Origin of the sequence: Halobacterium jilantaiense, assembly GCF_900110535.1 — an archaeon.
Taxonomy (GTDB): Archaea; Halobacteriota; Halobacteria; order Halobacteriales; family Halobacteriaceae; genus Halobacterium; species Halobacterium jilantaiense.
In genome coordinates this window covers 1,392,258-1,407,845 of the sequence record NZ_FOJA01000001.1, presented here as the reverse complement: position 1 = coordinate 1,407,845, position 15,588 = coordinate 1,392,258, and the positions used below count along the sequence as shown (strand labels likewise).

At 64.1% G+C, this 15,588-nt stretch carries 17 protein-coding genes, 1 tRNA gene and 1 pseudogene; 8 read left to right on the top strand and 11 right to left on the bottom strand.

The window, feature by feature from the left end:
* Positions 1–206 precede the first annotated feature (206 nt).
* Both BMW35_RS07265 and BMW35_RS07260 read right to left on the bottom strand, forming a co-directional pair.
* On the bottom strand, positions 207–1,172 hold the full coding sequence (locus BMW35_RS07265; RefSeq protein ID WP_089668701.1) for a hypothetical protein: 966 nt from the start codon (positions 1,170–1,172) through the stop codon (positions 207–209).
* Positions 1,173–1,640: 468 nt separating this feature from the next.
* Positions 1,641–1,714 (bottom strand) — tRNA-Phe (locus tag BMW35_RS07260).
* A 422-nt stretch (positions 1,715–2,136) separates the two neighbouring features.
* On the opposite strand from BMW35_RS07260, the gene BMW35_RS16015 reads away from it, so the two are divergent.
* The 3 genes and pseudogenes from BMW35_RS16015 to BMW35_RS16040 all read left to right on the top strand — a co-directional run bounded on the left by BMW35_RS16015 (position 2,137) and on the right by BMW35_RS16040 (position 4,306).
* Entirely contained in the window at positions 2,137–2,514 is a 378-nt protein-coding gene (locus tag BMW35_RS16015) for a type IV pilin domain-containing protein (protein WP_089668700.1), read from the top strand.
* A 198-nt stretch (positions 2,515–2,712) separates the two neighbouring features.
* Positions 2,713–3,790: pseudogene (locus BMW35_RS16010) on the top strand (NAD(P)/FAD-dependent oxidoreductase); the annotation flags it as partial.
* Between the two features lie 21 nt (positions 3,791–3,811).
* Positions 3,812–4,306 (top strand): Rieske 2Fe-2S domain-containing protein, encoded by a 495-nt coding sequence (locus BMW35_RS16040; protein ID WP_394327262.1) that lies wholly within the window; start codon positions 3,812–3,814, stop codon positions 4,304–4,306.
* Positions 4,307–4,423: 117 nt separating this feature from the next.
* On the opposite strand, the gene BMW35_RS07245 is transcribed toward BMW35_RS16040, so the two are convergent.
* The 9 genes from BMW35_RS07245 to BMW35_RS07215 all read right to left on the bottom strand — a co-directional run bounded on the left by BMW35_RS07245 (position 4,424) and on the right by BMW35_RS07215 (position 12,390).
* Positions 4,424–4,897 carry a YtxH domain-containing protein gene (locus tag BMW35_RS07245; protein ID WP_089668699.1) on the bottom strand — a complete coding sequence of 158 codons (474 nt, stop codon included), beginning with the start codon at positions 4,895–4,897 and terminating at the stop codon, positions 4,424–4,426.
* Between the two features lie 66 nt (positions 4,898–4,963).
* Positions 4,964–6,304 carry a glycosyltransferase family 2 protein gene (locus BMW35_RS07240; RefSeq protein ID WP_089668698.1) on the bottom strand — a complete coding sequence of 447 codons (1,341 nt, stop codon included), beginning with the start codon at positions 6,302–6,304 and terminating at the stop codon, positions 4,964–4,966.
* Positions 6,305–6,419: 115 nt separating this feature from the next.
* Positions 6,420–6,572: a zinc-ribbon domain-containing protein gene (locus BMW35_RS15555; protein ID WP_177170796.1), complete on the bottom strand. Its 153-nt coding sequence runs from the start codon at positions 6,570–6,572 to the stop codon at positions 6,420–6,422.
* The gene (locus tag BMW35_RS16070) at positions 6,569–6,769 is read right to left on the bottom strand and encodes a DUF7837 family putative zinc-binding protein (RefSeq protein WP_089668697.1); all 201 of its coding nucleotides are present in this window, start codon (positions 6,767–6,769) and stop codon (positions 6,569–6,571) included. Before BMW35_RS16070 ends, BMW35_RS15555 begins: the two co-directional genes overlap by 4 nt.
* Positions 6,770–7,220: 451 nt before the next feature.
* Positions 7,221–9,746, bottom strand: coding sequence for a DUF7827 domain-containing protein (locus BMW35_RS07230; protein WP_089668696.1), 2,526 nt, complete (start codon positions 9,744–9,746; stop codon positions 7,221–7,223).
* Between the two features lie 686 nt (positions 9,747–10,432).
* Positions 10,433–11,380 (bottom strand): tyrosine-type recombinase/integrase, encoded by a 948-nt coding sequence (locus BMW35_RS07225; protein WP_089668695.1) that lies wholly within the window; start codon positions 11,378–11,380, stop codon positions 10,433–10,435.
* A gap of 77 nt (positions 11,381–11,457) precedes the next feature.
* Entirely contained in the window at positions 11,458–11,598 is a 141-nt protein-coding gene (locus BMW35_RS15550; protein ID WP_177170795.1) for a hypothetical protein, read from the bottom strand.
* Positions 11,595–11,888 carry a PadR family transcriptional regulator gene (locus BMW35_RS07220; RefSeq protein WP_089668694.1) on the bottom strand — a complete coding sequence of 98 codons (294 nt, stop codon included), beginning with the start codon at positions 11,886–11,888 and terminating at the stop codon, positions 11,595–11,597. The genes BMW35_RS15550 and BMW35_RS07220 overlap by 4 nt, the downstream gene beginning before the upstream one ends.
* The gene (locus BMW35_RS07215) at positions 11,881–12,390 is read right to left on the bottom strand and encodes a hypothetical protein (RefSeq protein ID WP_089668693.1); all 510 of its coding nucleotides are present in this window, start codon (positions 12,388–12,390) and stop codon (positions 11,881–11,883) included. Before BMW35_RS07215 ends, BMW35_RS07220 begins: the two co-directional genes overlap by 8 nt.
* A gap of 210 nt (positions 12,391–12,600) precedes the next feature.
* Between BMW35_RS07215 and BMW35_RS07210 the strand changes: the two genes are divergently transcribed.
* From BMW35_RS07210 to BMW35_RS15325, 5 genes are all read left to right on the top strand, one after another.
* A complete protein-coding gene (locus tag BMW35_RS07210; RefSeq protein ID WP_089668692.1) occupies positions 12,601–12,924 on the top strand; it encodes a helix-turn-helix domain-containing protein in 324 nt (107 codons plus the stop codon).
* A gap of 38 nt (positions 12,925–12,962) precedes the next feature.
* Positions 12,963–13,253, top strand: coding sequence for a hypothetical protein (locus BMW35_RS07205; RefSeq protein ID WP_089668691.1), 291 nt, complete (start codon positions 12,963–12,965; stop codon positions 13,251–13,253).
* A gap of 2 nt (positions 13,254–13,255) precedes the next feature.
* Positions 13,256–14,260 (top strand): hypothetical protein, encoded by a 1,005-nt coding sequence (locus BMW35_RS07200; RefSeq protein WP_089668690.1) that lies wholly within the window; start codon positions 13,256–13,258, stop codon positions 14,258–14,260.
* A 107-nt stretch (positions 14,261–14,367) separates the two neighbouring features.
* Positions 14,368–14,655 carry a hypothetical protein gene (locus tag BMW35_RS07195; protein WP_089668689.1) on the top strand — a complete coding sequence of 96 codons (288 nt, stop codon included), beginning with the start codon at positions 14,368–14,370 and terminating at the stop codon, positions 14,653–14,655.
* A 219-nt stretch (positions 14,656–14,874) separates the two neighbouring features.
* Positions 14,875–15,561, top strand: a complete 687-nt coding sequence (locus tag BMW35_RS15325) for a hypothetical protein (RefSeq protein ID WP_143052171.1) — start codon at positions 14,875–14,877, stop codon at positions 15,559–15,561.
* Positions 15,562–15,588 lie beyond the last annotated feature (27 nt).

Genomic DNA, 15,588 nt, shown 5'->3' with positions numbered 1-15,588 from the left:
GCGCCGCCGACGCTCCACCCGAAATCCGCCACTCCGAGTCACGCCGCCCTCGATTTGCATGTCGCGAGACGTGCTCGCTTCGCCGCGCTATGAGTCCCAGTCTCACGGCGTCTCGGTGTCGATTGCTGGCTGACCACGAACGGTTGCGTCGTCGGAACGGAAGCCCGAGCGGTCAGGTCAGCGCTCGCAGCTCGCATTGGCGGCCGTTACCCGGACATCCCGAACCGGTCACCCACCCGAGTGACGAGTCGGTCGGTGCCTGCCAGCGCCAGACACGAGATAAAGGCGGTCGTGCCGAGTTTCCCGCCTGCACCGGCGAACGCTGGAGCGACGAGGATGAAGACGAGGCCACACAGCCCCCCAGCGACTCCGACCCGGGCCTCGCTCCCCAGTCGCTCGCGCGTCGACATTCCGACGAAGGATGCACAGAACGCGACAGTCGCCAGCAGCCCACCGACGTCCGGTGCGACGACCGGCAACGTGAACCCCGCCACGAGGCCGACCAGCGCCGACCCGACAACTGCGCCGAGTCCGCAGCGAACGCTCAAAGCGGCGGTAGTCACGGCAGCGACGGCGGCTACCGGCACCGTGATCGCGGCGGAGCCCCACTGCACTCCGGCTGTACTAGCGTAATCGATACCCAACAGCAGCCCGGTCGTGCTGCATCCAAACAGCGCAAGCGTACCGAGCTTACCGCCGAATCCGACGAACGACTCTCTCGCGGCGACGAACGCTGCTCCGGAAACGAGGCCTGCCGCGAACACGAGGCCGACAGAGGGGAACACCGTCGGCGACGCCATGCCGACGAACGACCCACAGTACGCGGCGGTATCGACGTCGGGAGTGCCGACGCCAGCAGCAACGCCGACGAGCGCCGACGCGAGGACGGGTCCGAAGCTCGCGTGAACGCTCAGGACGTACGTGAGGCCGGCCGCGCCTACGACCGCGAAGGCGTCGGCAGCGTCACTCGGCTCGAGGGGTGTGGCGGCGAGGCTATCGAACGTGGCCCGGCGCTCGACGGCTGCAGTTACAGCCCCAGCAACCACCAGACTCCCAGTGAACCCCACGCGGGCGAACGAGACGTCTGTCGGTTCGACGAGTACGCCCCCAAGCAGCCCTGTCGCTGTGGCGAGCAACAGGACGTACCCGACGGCTCGAATCACCCGCTGCACGCCCTCTCCTCGATGAATGACTCGTGAAAACGTTGCGACTCGCGACCGCGCCGAGTAACACACCGCGACGAGCGAAGGAGAGAGCAGTTCCGGCGGGCACGACCGAGGGGAGCCCCGGAATGGTTCCCCACGCTTTCGCGAGGAGTGGTTCCGCGGTTAGCGAAGCCAACGAGGACACCTGACAGGTGACCCGTTCGAGATTGCCGCCGCTTCGATTTGAGCGTTGGACGATGGTCAGTCACTACGTTCGCGCTGCGTCGTCCGAGCCCCCGCTGGCTTCGCTCGCGGGGACGGAGGACAGCTCGATCCTCAGCTGGTACTCGTCGTGTCGGTGTGCGGAAGCAAGAATGCCGCCTCCCCGATTTGAACACCGTGCGACGCGCTCGCTGCGCTGCGCGCGACTCACGAGCTCAAATCGTGTCGGCATCGTTTCTGCGACTCCTCGCTATCGCTCGGAGTCGTAGAATATGCCGCCTCCCCGATTTGAACGGGGGACAGCTCGATCTTCAGTCGAGTGCTCTCCCAGTCTGAGCTAAGGCGGCTCGCACTCGGAGTGACGGCGGTTGCAGAAAAAAGGGTTTCGAATCGGGACAGGTCTCGCCATCAGATTCAGCGCCGCGTCGGTCGACCAATACGCCCGGGTCGACAGGCCGGCGGCCGTCGGTACATCCGTCTTCTCGCCGTGCCTGAAGGAAGTGCCACACCGGGCGATGGTGTGGGGCGCGTACCGACTCAGCGATAGCTGAACGCACTGATACGTATTCTGGCTGGTGCCTGTGAGGGGGAAAATCTACCGTATCTGGGCGTTTCAGGCCAGTCCTGTGTCGTGTTAAGCTAGCGCTAAGCCGGGGGAGGGCTTAAGTATGCTCGGCTTATACTCCGCTTCAGCCACGAACGTGGACCGGCGCGGAAGGGCGAACCCGGGTAGGGTTGCTGTACGGTCGGCGTGGCTGGACAAACACAAATGACGAAAATCAGCCTCTTCGACGACATGGGCATGGACATGGACGACCGCGGGGTGTCGCCGGTAATCGGCGTCATCCTGATGGTCGCAATCACAGTTATCCTCGCCGCGGTCATCGCCAGCTTCGTGCTCGGCTTCGGGGACAGCGTAAATCAGAACGCGCAGGCCGGCGTTACGGTCGAGAACAACGGCTCCAGTTCGTACGACGTGACACTGACGTCGCTCGGTCAGAACACTGAAGGTATTTATTGTACCGGTCAGTGGACCAATGTCACGACAATCGGCCAGTCTGCTGATAGCTGTGCCGGAGGAGAGAGTGTAGTTGCCTACACAGAGGGCAACAACTCACAGACTGTCGTCCGGACGCTCGACGAGTAACGCTTTCTCGCTTTCGGGTCGCCCGCTCGGGCGACGCATTTTCTCTCGCTCCTACCTGCCGGTCCGCGTTTTCGCGGTCCCGGGCCGCAGTGGAAGCTGTCGCCTAGCGACAACCAACCGTGGGCAACCTCGGAACTACGTTTACCGACAGCACGCCCGATTGACTCGACTAGCTGGGCGTAGCCCCGGCGACTGACCATGAACTCCGAGGACTCCGACGCGGCCGTCGCGGGCGAGCACAGGTCCATCTGGCTGGAGACGACGCCGGGAACTGACTACGAGGCCCTGGACGGCGGACTGGGCGTCGACACCGTCGTGGTGGGTGGTGGCATCGCCGGTATCACGACGGCGTCGAAGCTCACCGAGGCCGGCCAGACGGTCGCCGTCGTCGAGCGCGACCGCATTCTGAACGGCGTGACCGGGCACACGACGGCGAAGCTCACGTCCCAGCACGGCCTCGTCTACGACTACCTCCGCGAGCAGTTCGGCGACGAGCGCGCCAGACAGTACGCGCACGCCAACCAGTCCGCCATCGAGGCGGTCCAGGCGATGGTAGAAGACCACGGCACCGACTGCGACTTCGAGCGCGTGCCGGCCTACACGTACGTCGAGACCGCGGACCGCAGGCAGGACGTCCGCGACGAGGTGTCGTCGGCCCGGCGGCTCGGGCTACCGGCGTCCTACACCGAGTCGACCCCGTTGCCGTACGACGTCGCTGCGGCGGTGCGGTTCGACGACCAGGCGCAGTTCCACCCGCGGAAGTATCTCCTCGAACTCACGCGGGCGCTCACCGAGGACGGGGGGGTACGTCTTCGAGGAGACGCGGGCGTTCGACGTCGGGCGCGGCGAGCGCTGCCGCGTGGAGACCGACCGCGGAGAACTCGCGGCGGACGACGTCGTGGTGGCGACGAACTTCCCGTTCTACGACCGGGGGCTGTACTTCGCGCGTCTGGAGCCGAAGCGCTCGTACGTGCTCGCTGTCCGCCTCGCGGGCGACGTTCCGGAGGGGATGTACTACCGGTCGACGGACCCGCACTTCTCCGTGCGGCCCCATCCGGCGGGCGACGAGTCGCTCGTGCTGGTCGGTGGTCAGAACCACAAGACCGGCCACGAGGGCGACGGCCGCGGCCGCTACCGGGCGGTCGAGCGGGAGGCCCGCAGGCGGTTCGACGTCGAGTCGGTCGAGTACCGGTGGTCGACCCAGGACTACACGTCCGTCGACCGGGTGCCGTTCGTCGGCCGGCTCGCGCCCCAGACCGACCACGTCTACGTCGCGACGGGGTTCGGCGGCTGGGGGATGACGAACGGCACGGCCGCGGGGCTGCTCCTCGCGGACTCGGTTCTCGGCCGGGAGTCCGCGTGGGCGGACGTCTACGAGCCGACCCGGCTGAACGCGCGCGCCTCGGCACCGGAGGTCCTGAAGCACAACACGGCGGCGATGCGGCAGTTCTTCGGGGACCGCCTCGCCACCTCGACTATCACCACGCGGGTCGACCTAGAGCGCGGTGACGCGAGCGTCGTCGACTCTGACGAGGGGCCGGTCGGCATCTACCGCGACGACGGCGGCGACCTCCACACGGTCTCGGCGGTCTGTCCCCACATGGGGTGTCGCGTCGAGTGGAACGACGGCGAGGACTCCTGGGACTGCCCGTGTCACGGCTCCCGGTTCGACCACGACGGGCGCGTCCTCCACACGCCCGCTGTCGACGACCTGGAGACGTACAGCGAGTCCGACCTCCCCGCCATCGGCGTCGCCGTCACTCGCGAGCAGCTACCCGGGAACGACGACTGACGGGGCGAGAAAACGAGACTCGGCGGCTCGGTTCGCCGGTCAGTTCGCGGACGCCGACTCGGTCACGCGGTCGTCGTCGACGCCGTCGACCGACACGGACGCAGCGTCCGGAGCGCGCTACTGCCTGCCGGCCGCGCTGCTGCTCTCCTCGCCGGACTCCGCGGCGTCATCCATCTCGCTGGCCACTGTCTCCCCGCCTTCCTCGACGCGCTGGGCGGCCTGCTCGCTCACTTCGTCGGCGCGCTCGGCGACCGTCTCACCGCCTTCCTCGACGCGGTCGGCGGCCGCTTCGCTCACCTCGTCGGTTCGCTCGGCGGCCTCCTTGGCCGTCTCACGGACGTGCTCGGAGACGCCGCCCCCGTCGCCAGACTGCGACGAGCGCCGCCACAGCAGGACGGCCGCGACGCCGAGTGCGCCCGCGACGAACAGCAGCGGGAGACTGCTGCGTCCCGACCCGCCTCGACTGGACGACCCGTGTTCGACGCCCTCGTCGTGGGCTTCCTCGACGGCCTCCGTCACGATTCGCCGGAGTTCCGGCTCCAGCGACGAGTCCGTGCTCTTCGCCCTCGTACCGGTCGTCTTGCTAGCCATGTGCGTCCGAACGTTCACCGGGCAACTGCAAAACCGTACTTTCCAGTTCACCGCAGACTGCCGGTGTCAGTCGTCGCTCGACGCCGTGCTCGTGACGTACACCGACTCCCGGTCCAGCACGAACTCCGCGACGAAGGCAGTGACGACCGCCAGCGCCTGCAGCCCGACGTACGGCCACAGCAAGAGCACCGCCGCGGACTCCACGGGGTCGTGTCGCCGGCCGTCCCGCGCGTCGAGCGCGAACAGGAGCGACGCCGCTAGCACCGGGGCGACCGCCACCCACGCCCACAGCCACGCTGCCGGTCCGTCGACGGGGAAGTGGCCGGGCGCAACCGCCAGCGCGACCGCCGCGAGCGGCGCTGCGAGCGCGACGAGGGGGAGCGCGACCACGGCTGCCATCGTCGCCGCGAAGTCGGCGCGAGCGGGCAGCGGCGGCGGCCCCGACGCCAGCGACCGGTCGATGTGCCGGCGCGCGACCTGCATCCCGCCGCGCGCCCACCGCCGCCGCTGGCTCCACCACGCCGCCAGCCCCGTGGGGTTCGTCTCCCGAGTCACGACACCGGGGTCGACTCGAATCTCGCCGCCGGCCCGCCGGATGCGGTACGCCATGTCCACGTCCTCGATGAGCAGCGACTCGTCGAAGCCTCCGAGGTCTTCGAGGGCCGCCGTCCGGAACAGCGCCTGCCCGCCCGTGAACAGCGCGAAGCCACCGACGAGGTCGCGGACGTAGAACTCCGTGCGCTCGACGAGGCCGCGCTCGACGGTCGCACAGAGCGCCAGCACCGACTCCCGGGGGTTCGTTCCGAAGCACCGCCCCTTCACGCACCAGACGTCGTCGTCCCGGACCCACCGAACCGCACGCCGGAGCGCACCGGGCTCGGGGCGCTGGTCGGCGTCCAGCACGAACACGAGGTCGCCGGTCGCGTGGTCCAGCGCGTGATTCGTCGCCGCGGCCTTCCCGCCCGGCGGGCCCGGACGCTCGGCGGCGGCCACGCGGCGGTGGTCGGCCGCGAGCCGCCGGGCGACGCTCCCGGTCCCGTCCGTCGACGCCGCCTCGTAGCCGACGACCACTTCCAGGGCGTCCGCGGGGTAGTCGAGTGCGAGACACGCCTCGACGGTCGCCCCGAGCACGCCGCCCTCGTTGTACGCCGTGACCACCACGCTCACGCTTGGCAGGTCGTCATCGGGACGCGGCCTCGGCGGCTCCCGGCGGGCGAACGCCAGCAGCGCGGACGCGAGAGCCCGAGTCGACAGCGCGACGCCGAACGCGAGGACGACTGTCGCACCCGCCCTCGCGTACGCCGGCAGGACGACCCCCGGCGCGACGACGCCGGTCGAGAGGAGCACGGCGGCCGCCGCGCTCCGCGCGCCCCAGACCCCCGACGCGTCCGGTGTCTCCACCTCCATCGAGTCCGAACACTGGCGGCCGGCAGAAAGTTACAGAGTCGCTTCCGGTTCCGTCGCTACGCACATGACTGTTCATCGCTGGTCAGGCGTCGTCCGCGCCTCGGCTCTGGCGCAATCAGAGTTCGTACCGCGCTATCTCGCTCGAGCCACACTCCTGGCAGGACTCGGCGTCAGCCTGCAGTGGCGTGCCGCAGTGCCGGCACTCCACGACGGTCGTGGTCTCCGACTGCACCGAGAACGCTCGTTTCAGGCGAGCCAACGCATTCATACCGGAGACACGACCTCGCTGCACGCGGGACACTCGGCGAACGCCTCGCGCTGCCCGTCGACGTCGTACTCGATGAGGACGTCCGAAGCTCTGAGTGCTGCGCGACACTCCGGACAGGTGCCCGGAGGCGAGTCGTCCGACGACCCGGTAGCGGGGCGTTCAGCGGCAGGCGGAGTACTCGGCGGACTTGTGCCCATTACCAGTTACGAGTCCCCCGCCCCACAAATAGCCACCCCAACCGGAGTGAAAGTGAAGCTGGTCGGAGTGACGCTGCTCCACGGTCCTGCTGGCGCGTCGGTTCGTCCGCATCACTCGTACGTCAGTTCGGCGGTGCGCGTGTGTGCTATCTGGGGGGTGAGGACACTCCCGTCACAACGCTGGTATCGCTGGTGTGGTTGCTCGTCGCGCTCACCAGCGTCTGCTAGCCCAGCGGTATGTGGGTCGCCTATCCGGCTCGGTGACGACTCGCTGCAGCGGACCGCGCCATCGATAGCATCTCCGATGTGTGGACGCTACCAGACGCGAGCTTCGAGCAGGACGGCACCCAACTACTCGGCGGTTCGACGCACACAATCGCCGCGAGCGCCGTCGCTGTCGAGCGTGGCGCGCGAAAGAAAATCGAGGTTAGTCGGAGTTACTCAGCGTGCGTTACTCGCGCAGAGCGAGCAGCGCAGCGCCGAGGATGGCGACCAGCGCGATGCCAGTCGTGAAGCCGGGGATGTCACCGCCGGAGGAGTCGGTGTCCTCGGTGGTGTCAGTGGCTTCCATGGTCGTCGACTCGGCCGTGGTCGTGTCGGTCGGTTCGGCCGTGGTCGTGTCGGTCGGTTCGTCCGTGGTCGTGTCAGTCGGCTCGTCCGTGGTCGAGTCAGTCGGCTGGGTAGGTGCTTCCTCGACAATCGTACCCGACGCATCGTCGGCTGTGTCCGCGTCCGGATCCTCGAGTACAACCTCGAACTCGTCGCCAACGGAAGCGTCGCTGAGGTCGATTTCAGCGGAAAGCTCGCCGTCCGCGTCGACGGTGGCCGGGTTCGTCGGCTCGATGAAGCCGTCGCCCTCGGTGTTGGTCGACTCGACGAGGATGTTGTAGTCAGTGCCCTCAGCGGCGTTCGAGTAGCCGGTGATGGTCTGGTTCTCGGCGTTCGTCAGGTTGTAGGTGTCCTGATTGAGGCCGTGGTCGATCTCTTCTGCCGAGAATTCAGCGGACTGCGAGACGTTCTCGTCGACGAGGTCCGAACTCTCGGTCAGGGTAACGGTCGTGTTGAACACGTCGTTACCGAAGTCAATCGGATTGTCGGTGACCTTGTCACCGTTACGGGTGACGTTGAGGTTGTCCGTGCTGACGGCGATGTACAGCGTGTTGTTCTCGGCGTCAGACACGGTCTCGTAGGTGGTTCCGCTACTGTAGTTGATCTCCTTCTGGTTGCGGTTGAGCTGCGTACTGTCGTCGGTCTGGACCGTACTCAGGTCAAGGTCGCCGTTGGAGATCACAGCGCCCAGGTCGGAGTCGGCATCCGCGAGAATGCCGAAGATACCCTGAGCCTGGATTTCGTGAACGATGTAGTCACCCTTGACAATCGAGGAGTCCTGAGTGGCCGCGTCCAGAACGTCCTCGGTCTTGTCGATAGCGCCGGGTGCCGTCCAGATGTTCTGACCGCTGATGCCGGTGTTGTCCGTGATGGACAGGCGGCTCTTGTCGTCTGCGGTGTTGTTCGCGTCCGGACCGGACCGAACGGTCGTGCGGTAGTTCCCGTTGTCGAGCGGGGATTCAATGTTCTGGCCGTTTGCGAGCTCGACGTCCTCAATGGAGTCGTCGTCGTTGACGACGCTGAACGCGGGCTCAAGGTCCGCGTTGCTGTTGATGGACTTACCCGCCATCTTGTACGTGTTAGCGTCGAAGGCGACGTAGCCGTCACCATTGCCGTCCTGAACGGTCACGTTCGCCTGGTAGCCCTGACTCGGGGTACCGATGGTGAGCGTAGCCGTCTTCGTACCGGTCAGCGAGACGTTGAACGTGGAGACGTCGCCGCGTGCGACAGACTCGACGTCAATGAACTCGGTGTTGGCCTCGGCGGCCTCGGTGACGTTGAGGGTCTCGGTGTCGGAAGCCGTGGTGTCGCTGACTTCGAAGCTGAATTCGTACTCGCCGGCGTCGATGGTGCTGAAGTTCGCGCCAGCGGTCACGTCACCGCCAGACGGCAGCTTAAGAGCGATACCGTCGTCCTCGTCGTCGTCGTCGTCGTTGACGTCAATGTCACTGGCGATGAAGTCACTGTTATCCTCGCTGAGGTCGTCGAAGATTTCCTCGAGCTCGCTGTCGTCGAGGTTCTCCGACGTGATGGTGACGTTGTACCGGACGTTCTGACGGTTCGTGGACTCGAAGGTGACATCGATGTCAGTGTCGTCGTTGGCGGTTTCGTCACCGTCGAAGGCCACGTCAAAGTTCTGCTCTCGAATCGTGAAGTTGATGTCCGCGTTGCTCGGGTTCTGGCCGTTGTTACTGATGAAGTACGTTGTGCCAGTGTCGAGGCCCGAGGTGGTCGCGTTGACCCAGCCCGAGTCCTCGTTCAGCTCACGGACCGGCGCACCGGTGCTGGAGTCCGTCCGCTCGTAGAGCGTGTATCCGTTCTGCGAGCCGAAGTCACCGTCAGCGGCTTCAGCGTCGTAGGAGGCCGTCTGACCCTGGAAGACAATACCACCGTCGTTGAACGAGGTATCGTCGCTAGGGGACTGAATATCGAACGTGTTGTCAGTGTTCGACCACGAAGTGAGGTCGTCGCCGTCAGTCGGCTCACTGGCTGCAGGCTCGCTGGTAGGCGAAGTTGTGTTGTTAGCAACCGCGTAGACGTTGTACGTGCCAGCATCGAGGCTCGAAACGTCCACACCCGAGAAGGTCGTGGAAGTTCCGTCCGCGGAATCACTACTGGCGTACAGGTCCGTACCTGAATCGTACGACGTGTCGGCACTAATCACATACGCGACAGAGTCGTTGCCTGCCCCGTAGTTGACTGTTACATCTGTGGTGGTATCTCCTGCCTCCCGATCGACGGTAGTGGCGGAGACACCGGTCGCATCCGCAGCGGCTCCACCTGTGAACGCGACGCCGGCAGCGAAGACGCTACCGATCATCAGCGCCGTCAGGAAGACCGCGCGGAGTTTGTCTGTATTGCTTGTCATTGTTGTGTTGTGGTCTGCGTTTCGGCACCTGCGTCGTTCTCGCCCACGGAGGGCGGTACTAGAGTTGGCACCATGGGTAGGGGTGTTCGACACAACACCCGTGACTGGTAAATGCTTTGTGTTAAATTCGGGACGAACCCGACCGAAATTGTGTTGGTGGTTGTCACGGGTAGCGGGCGGCTCGGGCGCTCACGCCCGGGTTCGTAACTTCGCGGCTATGGGTGTATTTAGCACGCTTCCTTCCTCGATTACACACTTAAACTCCGCGTGAGTCGTGGCCGCCGAATCGCGTTTGCAGGTGGCATCTCGACGCCTCACCACTGCCGGCCTATTCTGACGCGGACGACCGACCGGCTTCCCCCAACTACTCGTCTGTGTATGCTCCGAGCGCGCGCACCCACACAACGCGTGCGATGGCGAGCGGGCACGCAATCGGCTCCCTGCATACGCGACACTCGTCGAGGAGCGCCGCGAGACGTTCACGGGTCCGGGCGGCTCCCTACCGATGGAAGACTCCCTTTGTTCGTCTTTCAGGGTCCGAATCCGCTCTCACCGCACGAGCTGATCGACGCGAGAGGTCCAACGGTTTCTCGCGGTCGTGTAAGATAGTGGGTTCGGGCGGGCTAGGACCACTGCGGTTTTCGCCCTCTTCACACGGTTCAGCAGCGCGTTCTGGGTGCGGTGATTCAGTCATCTTCCTCGAAGGTGAGTCGGTTGTTGAACGACCGACGGCGTTCTTCCATCTCCTCGCGCTCTGCGGCCTTGTCGTAGTGGTCTCGAAGCACCTCGGGGCTGGCGTTCACGCGCTCCGAGACCACCGCGGGCGGCAGCCCGCAGTTGAGCTGCCACGTGATCGAGCCGGTGCGGATGCGGTGCGGGCTCCGAGAGGACGGACACTTGCTCGCTTTGTTCGGGTTCGTCCAGTCGCAGGCCCGCGGGTCCTTCCCGTGCGGGCAGTCGCCGTACGTGCAGGGCAGCGTCATCTCGTAGCAGACGCGCCGCGTGGTGTTCGTCGAGAGGCGTCCCTGCCGGCTCGTGACGAGCGGCTCGCGGCCGTACTCGTCGCGCTTGTCCCAGCGGTTCGGATTCCGCAGGTACGCCTGAACGGCCTCGGTGACGGTGTCGGAGAGCGAGACGAGGCGCTCGCCGCGGGCCTTGTTCTTCAGCGTCGTTCCGGTATCCGGCCGGTGGACGAACGCGATGTACTGGTCGTCGGCGTCGAAGTCGCGGCGGTCGAGGCCACGAATCGCGCCCATCCGCGCGCCGGTGTGCCAGAACAGTTCGAGCAGGACGTGGCGGCGCGTGCCGTGCTGGTGCTCGCGGTAGTAGTCCAGCAGCCGGTGGGCCTCGTCGGCGGCCAGCTTCTCGTCGCTGGACTCCTCCTCGCGCGTCGTCGCCGGCGGGTCGATCTTGTCGCTGGTGCCCTCGTCGACGGCCTCGATGCGCTCCAGGTACTCCACGAAGTTCAGGAGCGTCTGCATCTCGCCGCGGAGCGTCACCGGCGAGAGGTCGTGGCCGCGGCGGTAGGTCTCGTAGCGTTCGAAGTCCCAGCCGCCCAGCTCGGAGACCGCGTCGATGCCCTCGGCCTCGCACCACTCGACGAAGAGCTTCAGCCGATAGTGGAACGTCTTCATCGACTCCTCCGTCGTTTCGGGTCGACGGCGGTCGAGATACCGCTGCCACGCTTGCCGCGGCGAGAGGTTCTCGGGCCTCACTCGTAGCTCACCCCCTCGGCCGCCGCGTGGTTGACTCGACGCCGAGCGACTGCGAGCGCGGTCGTGGCGGTGGACAGCACGCCCTCGTCGGCGAGTTCGGCTGCGCGCCACTCGTCGCGAGCGTTCGCGCGGTTCATGGCTGCACCTCCTCGGTGTCCTGCCAGCCGAGGCGGTCGGCGAGCGCGGCGCGGCCGGCGTCGGTGAGCTGGTACTCGTTGGTGCGGCGGTCGCGCTGGCTCTTGGCGACGAGACCGTGGTCGACGAGCGAGTCGAGGTTCGGGTACAGCCGGCCGTGATTGACGTTCTCGGCGTAGTAGGATTCGAGGGAGTCCTTGACGGCCAGCCCCTTGCTCGCGCCGTCCTTCGCGAGCGTCCACAGCACGTCGCGCTGGAACGCCGAGAGGTCCGCGAGGGAGGCCTCAGTCATCTTCCTCACCTCGCTGTGCCGCACGAACGGCGGCGAGGGCGTCGGTCATCGCGAGAGTGCGGCCGGTCTGGAAGTCCGCGGCTCGTTTCTCGTCGAGCGCGGCGAATTCCTTCTCTGCGAGTTTCGCCTGGTCGCGACGGCGCTCGAACTGCGCGGCGAGGTCTTCGAGAACGTCGCCTTTCGTCTTGTGGCCTGCATCAGCGCTCGCGAGGATGTCCAGCACACGGCCGGTTACCCGGTCGCTGAGAGCTGGCTCGTCACGGATTCGAGCGCGTGCTTCCGTGATGGCGTCACAGAACTCGCTCTCGACTCCACCGCCGTCTGCGACGAGCGTCTGCTCTCGGCGCGCACACGGCCGGCAGAGCGAGCGCCCGGCGGGATTCATGCCCTCGGCGTCCCGGACACCACAGTCGTCGCAGGGCGTGTTCTCGCTGGATTCTTGGGGGAGCGACGCGTCTCTGGTCGTGCGGGCCTTCTGGCCCGCGTAGGGTTTCGCGGTCATAGCTGCTACGGCGAAACCGCTCCTCGGGACGTGCTGGGACACGTCCCGTTCTCTCCTACCGACAACAGTCGTCTACGACCAGCCAGCGGTCTCGCATCTACCCCCAACGAAGCATCTATGCATAAATCCATCGGCTAGTACTGAAGTAGAGATATAGTGATATTAGAATTATTGCGGGTGATTAGGTTCTGCCATGGAAATATTCAACTGATGAGACGAAGCGGTAGTTGGCAGTCTGCACCAGATGACCGAATTCTGGAAATCGCAGCAGAAGACGAGGACGGTATCGTGAAAGTCGGGAACCTTGCGAAGCACGACTACGTCCATGTCGGCCAATCTCAGGTCTCTCGTCGATGCTCTAAACTAGCGGACCATGAGCTTCTCCGGAACGTCGGCGACGGCGTCTACATCATCACTGACGAGGGCCGCGCCTACCTCGAGGGTGAGTACGACGCGAGCTCCGGGCAGTTCGTCCGCGATGCGGGCGAGGACTCTTCCGACGAGCAGGCAGAGCGCAGTACGAACGGCGCGTAGCACCGGACGCGAGAAAAGTCGCCAACAGTCGTCTAACGATGGTCAGGAAGCAAGCCGCGTGGATGCGAGCGCTGGACGAACGGATACTCGAACACCTGCACGAAGCCGGCGAATCGAACCCGGTGCTGATGGAGGACAACCCCCAGTTCGATGAGATGGGGGTTTCACGCGGACAGATTCGCGAGCGGTGTATCCAACTCGCCGATGCCGGCCTGATTGCGACGACCGGGAAGAACTGGTTCGATGTGACGACGTGGGGCCAGCAGTACCTCGACGGGGAAATCGACGCGCGGCATCAGCCGCGGCCACGGCCGGGTCGAGTGTTGTAGTCGTGGCGCTGGAAATCAGCGAAGTCGAGCACTCGCTGGAGTACTCCAGCATTCTCGTCGGGTCGAGTTACGCGGCAGTGTCCGACGCCGTGTTCTGGATGGTCCGGGACAGCGACGTCGAGTTCTGGAAGACCCCAGAGGGCCACGCCGAGGAGTTCGAGCAGTGGACCCACATCGGCTTAGAGTGTCTCCTGAACCTCTACGAGCGGCTGCTCTTGGAGGAATCCGGAGAAATCAACTTCTCGACCGGCCGCGCCGAGGTCGAAATCGAGGACGGCGACGTTCGGCTGAGTGGAAATCCAGCGATGGTCGGAACTATCGGCGAATTCAAGCAGGTAGTTCGCACACTACTCCGAGACATCATCCTGCGGATCGATGCTGACGGTGGCTCCAGCAGGGAGGCGTGTGAATCTGCAAACCGGCTCTACGAGGACTCGCCACTCGACGCAGTGGACCTCCGGGCTGAACTACTGGCCACGTACGGGGGTGAATACCGTCTGTCGGGACCGGCTTTCATCGAGAACATCACGGATGACTACTATACTGTAACCAGGTCGCTAGCCATCCGAGACCTCGATATCTGGGTCAAGTATCCAGACTCGGTCGACCCCGAGGACTACGCGATGGGGCGGCATGAACTGCGCCTCATGACTCAGCTACCAGCGGCCGACGAACCGGAATTTGTTGCAATCTGCCTCCGGGACCTGTTCACCCTCTACAGCCGTTTAGTTGCTGAAGAGCCCGGTGACTGCTTGGGGCATTTGAGGTATATCAAGTTCGACGGCGACCGCGCCCGCATGATAGACACGAGACAGCTTGTCGAGATAGCTTCAGAGATCGCCGGCACAATCGACGAGTTCAAAGAGACATTCCGACCACTGCTCGTCGAGGGTCTTCAGGTCCTGGAACAGGAAGGAATCGATAGTGAAGCCGTCTGTGAGGAGCTTCGGTCCGACTGTGAAGACTCGCCGTTCGATCCAGTCGAATTTCGTGAGAGAGTATTATGACGACATGGACAGCAGTAACTCCGACGGCGACCTCGACGCCGACGACATCGACGACCCGAACGGCAACGGCGAGAAAGCGCAGTCGTAGTCGCCCCTCCCCTCCAACGATGAGAAAGACGGCCACCTGGATGCGGCAGCTGGACGAACGGTTGCTGGAACACCTCGGCGAGCAGGACTGGTCGACGCCGCGGATGCTCTCGCAGCACCCGAGATTCGAAGAGATGCAGGTGTCTCGCGGGAGGCTTCGAGAGCGCCTGCAGATGCTCGCGGATGCCGGGCTGGTGTGGCGGCAGCACGAGGACGTCTACGAGATTACGACGTGGGGACAGCAGTACCTCAGTGGAGAGTTGGACGCCGAGAATCAGCCGCGACCGCGGCCGGAGCGAGTTCTCTGAGGTATCTATGGCGGGACAACTGGGCGAATCAATAGTCCTCCCCGATTGAACAAATAGCAAGAAGTCGCCGCAGTATTGCGATTCTGTCGGTCACTTTCACCTCGGTTACAAGCCTAATCGCCTGAATCCACAGGGTTCATCTAGCGCCAGATATAATATCTGGTATGTCGAACGCCTCCACTATAACCTTGAGATTCAATTGGAAAAGAGGTGGAAACAATGGGGTTTGAGAGTGAAGCGAAACTTCGAGAGACGGCTCAACCAATTCTTAAAGAAGAATTTGGGACAGATAACACCGAAATTGTCCCAGAATTCTCATACAGTGCTGGCAGGACGGACCTGGTTCTGACATCGGTCTCCGATAAGTATCTACGCCGCCGAACTGAGGAATTAGGTATTGATATTCCAATCACCGACAAGAACCATCTCAAGACATTTCTCCAGTTGCATAACCGTGGAGAAATTACGAAGGATTATTTCTACGAGCTAGGCGCCGCAGATCGTCGTTCAAAACGGAAGTCGCTTAACTGGCTAATTGGCCGGAACTTCGTTGTGGAGACTGGGGACGGGAAAGTCAAGACCACACCTTATCTTCGGCAGCATATCACGCAGACGTTTGCAGTTGAATTGAAACTCTCAAAATGGCGGAAAGCTCTCAAACAGGCTGTTGGCGGAAAATCATTCGCTGAGTTCCGATACGTGCTTCTAGATGCCGATCATATTGGTCCTGCTCTGAACAACCGCGAAATGTTCGAAGACCGTAATGTGGGCCTCTTATCGGTTGATAAGCAAGGGAATTACGTTGAACACGTTTCTGCTACGAGAGTCGATCCTTTCTCTCCTCTCAATACTTGGATGTTAAACGAGACCACGTTGCTTGAAAGTGAAAATCACCTAGAAGCTTAAGGGGGAAGCTAACTTTGGTCCGTTTAT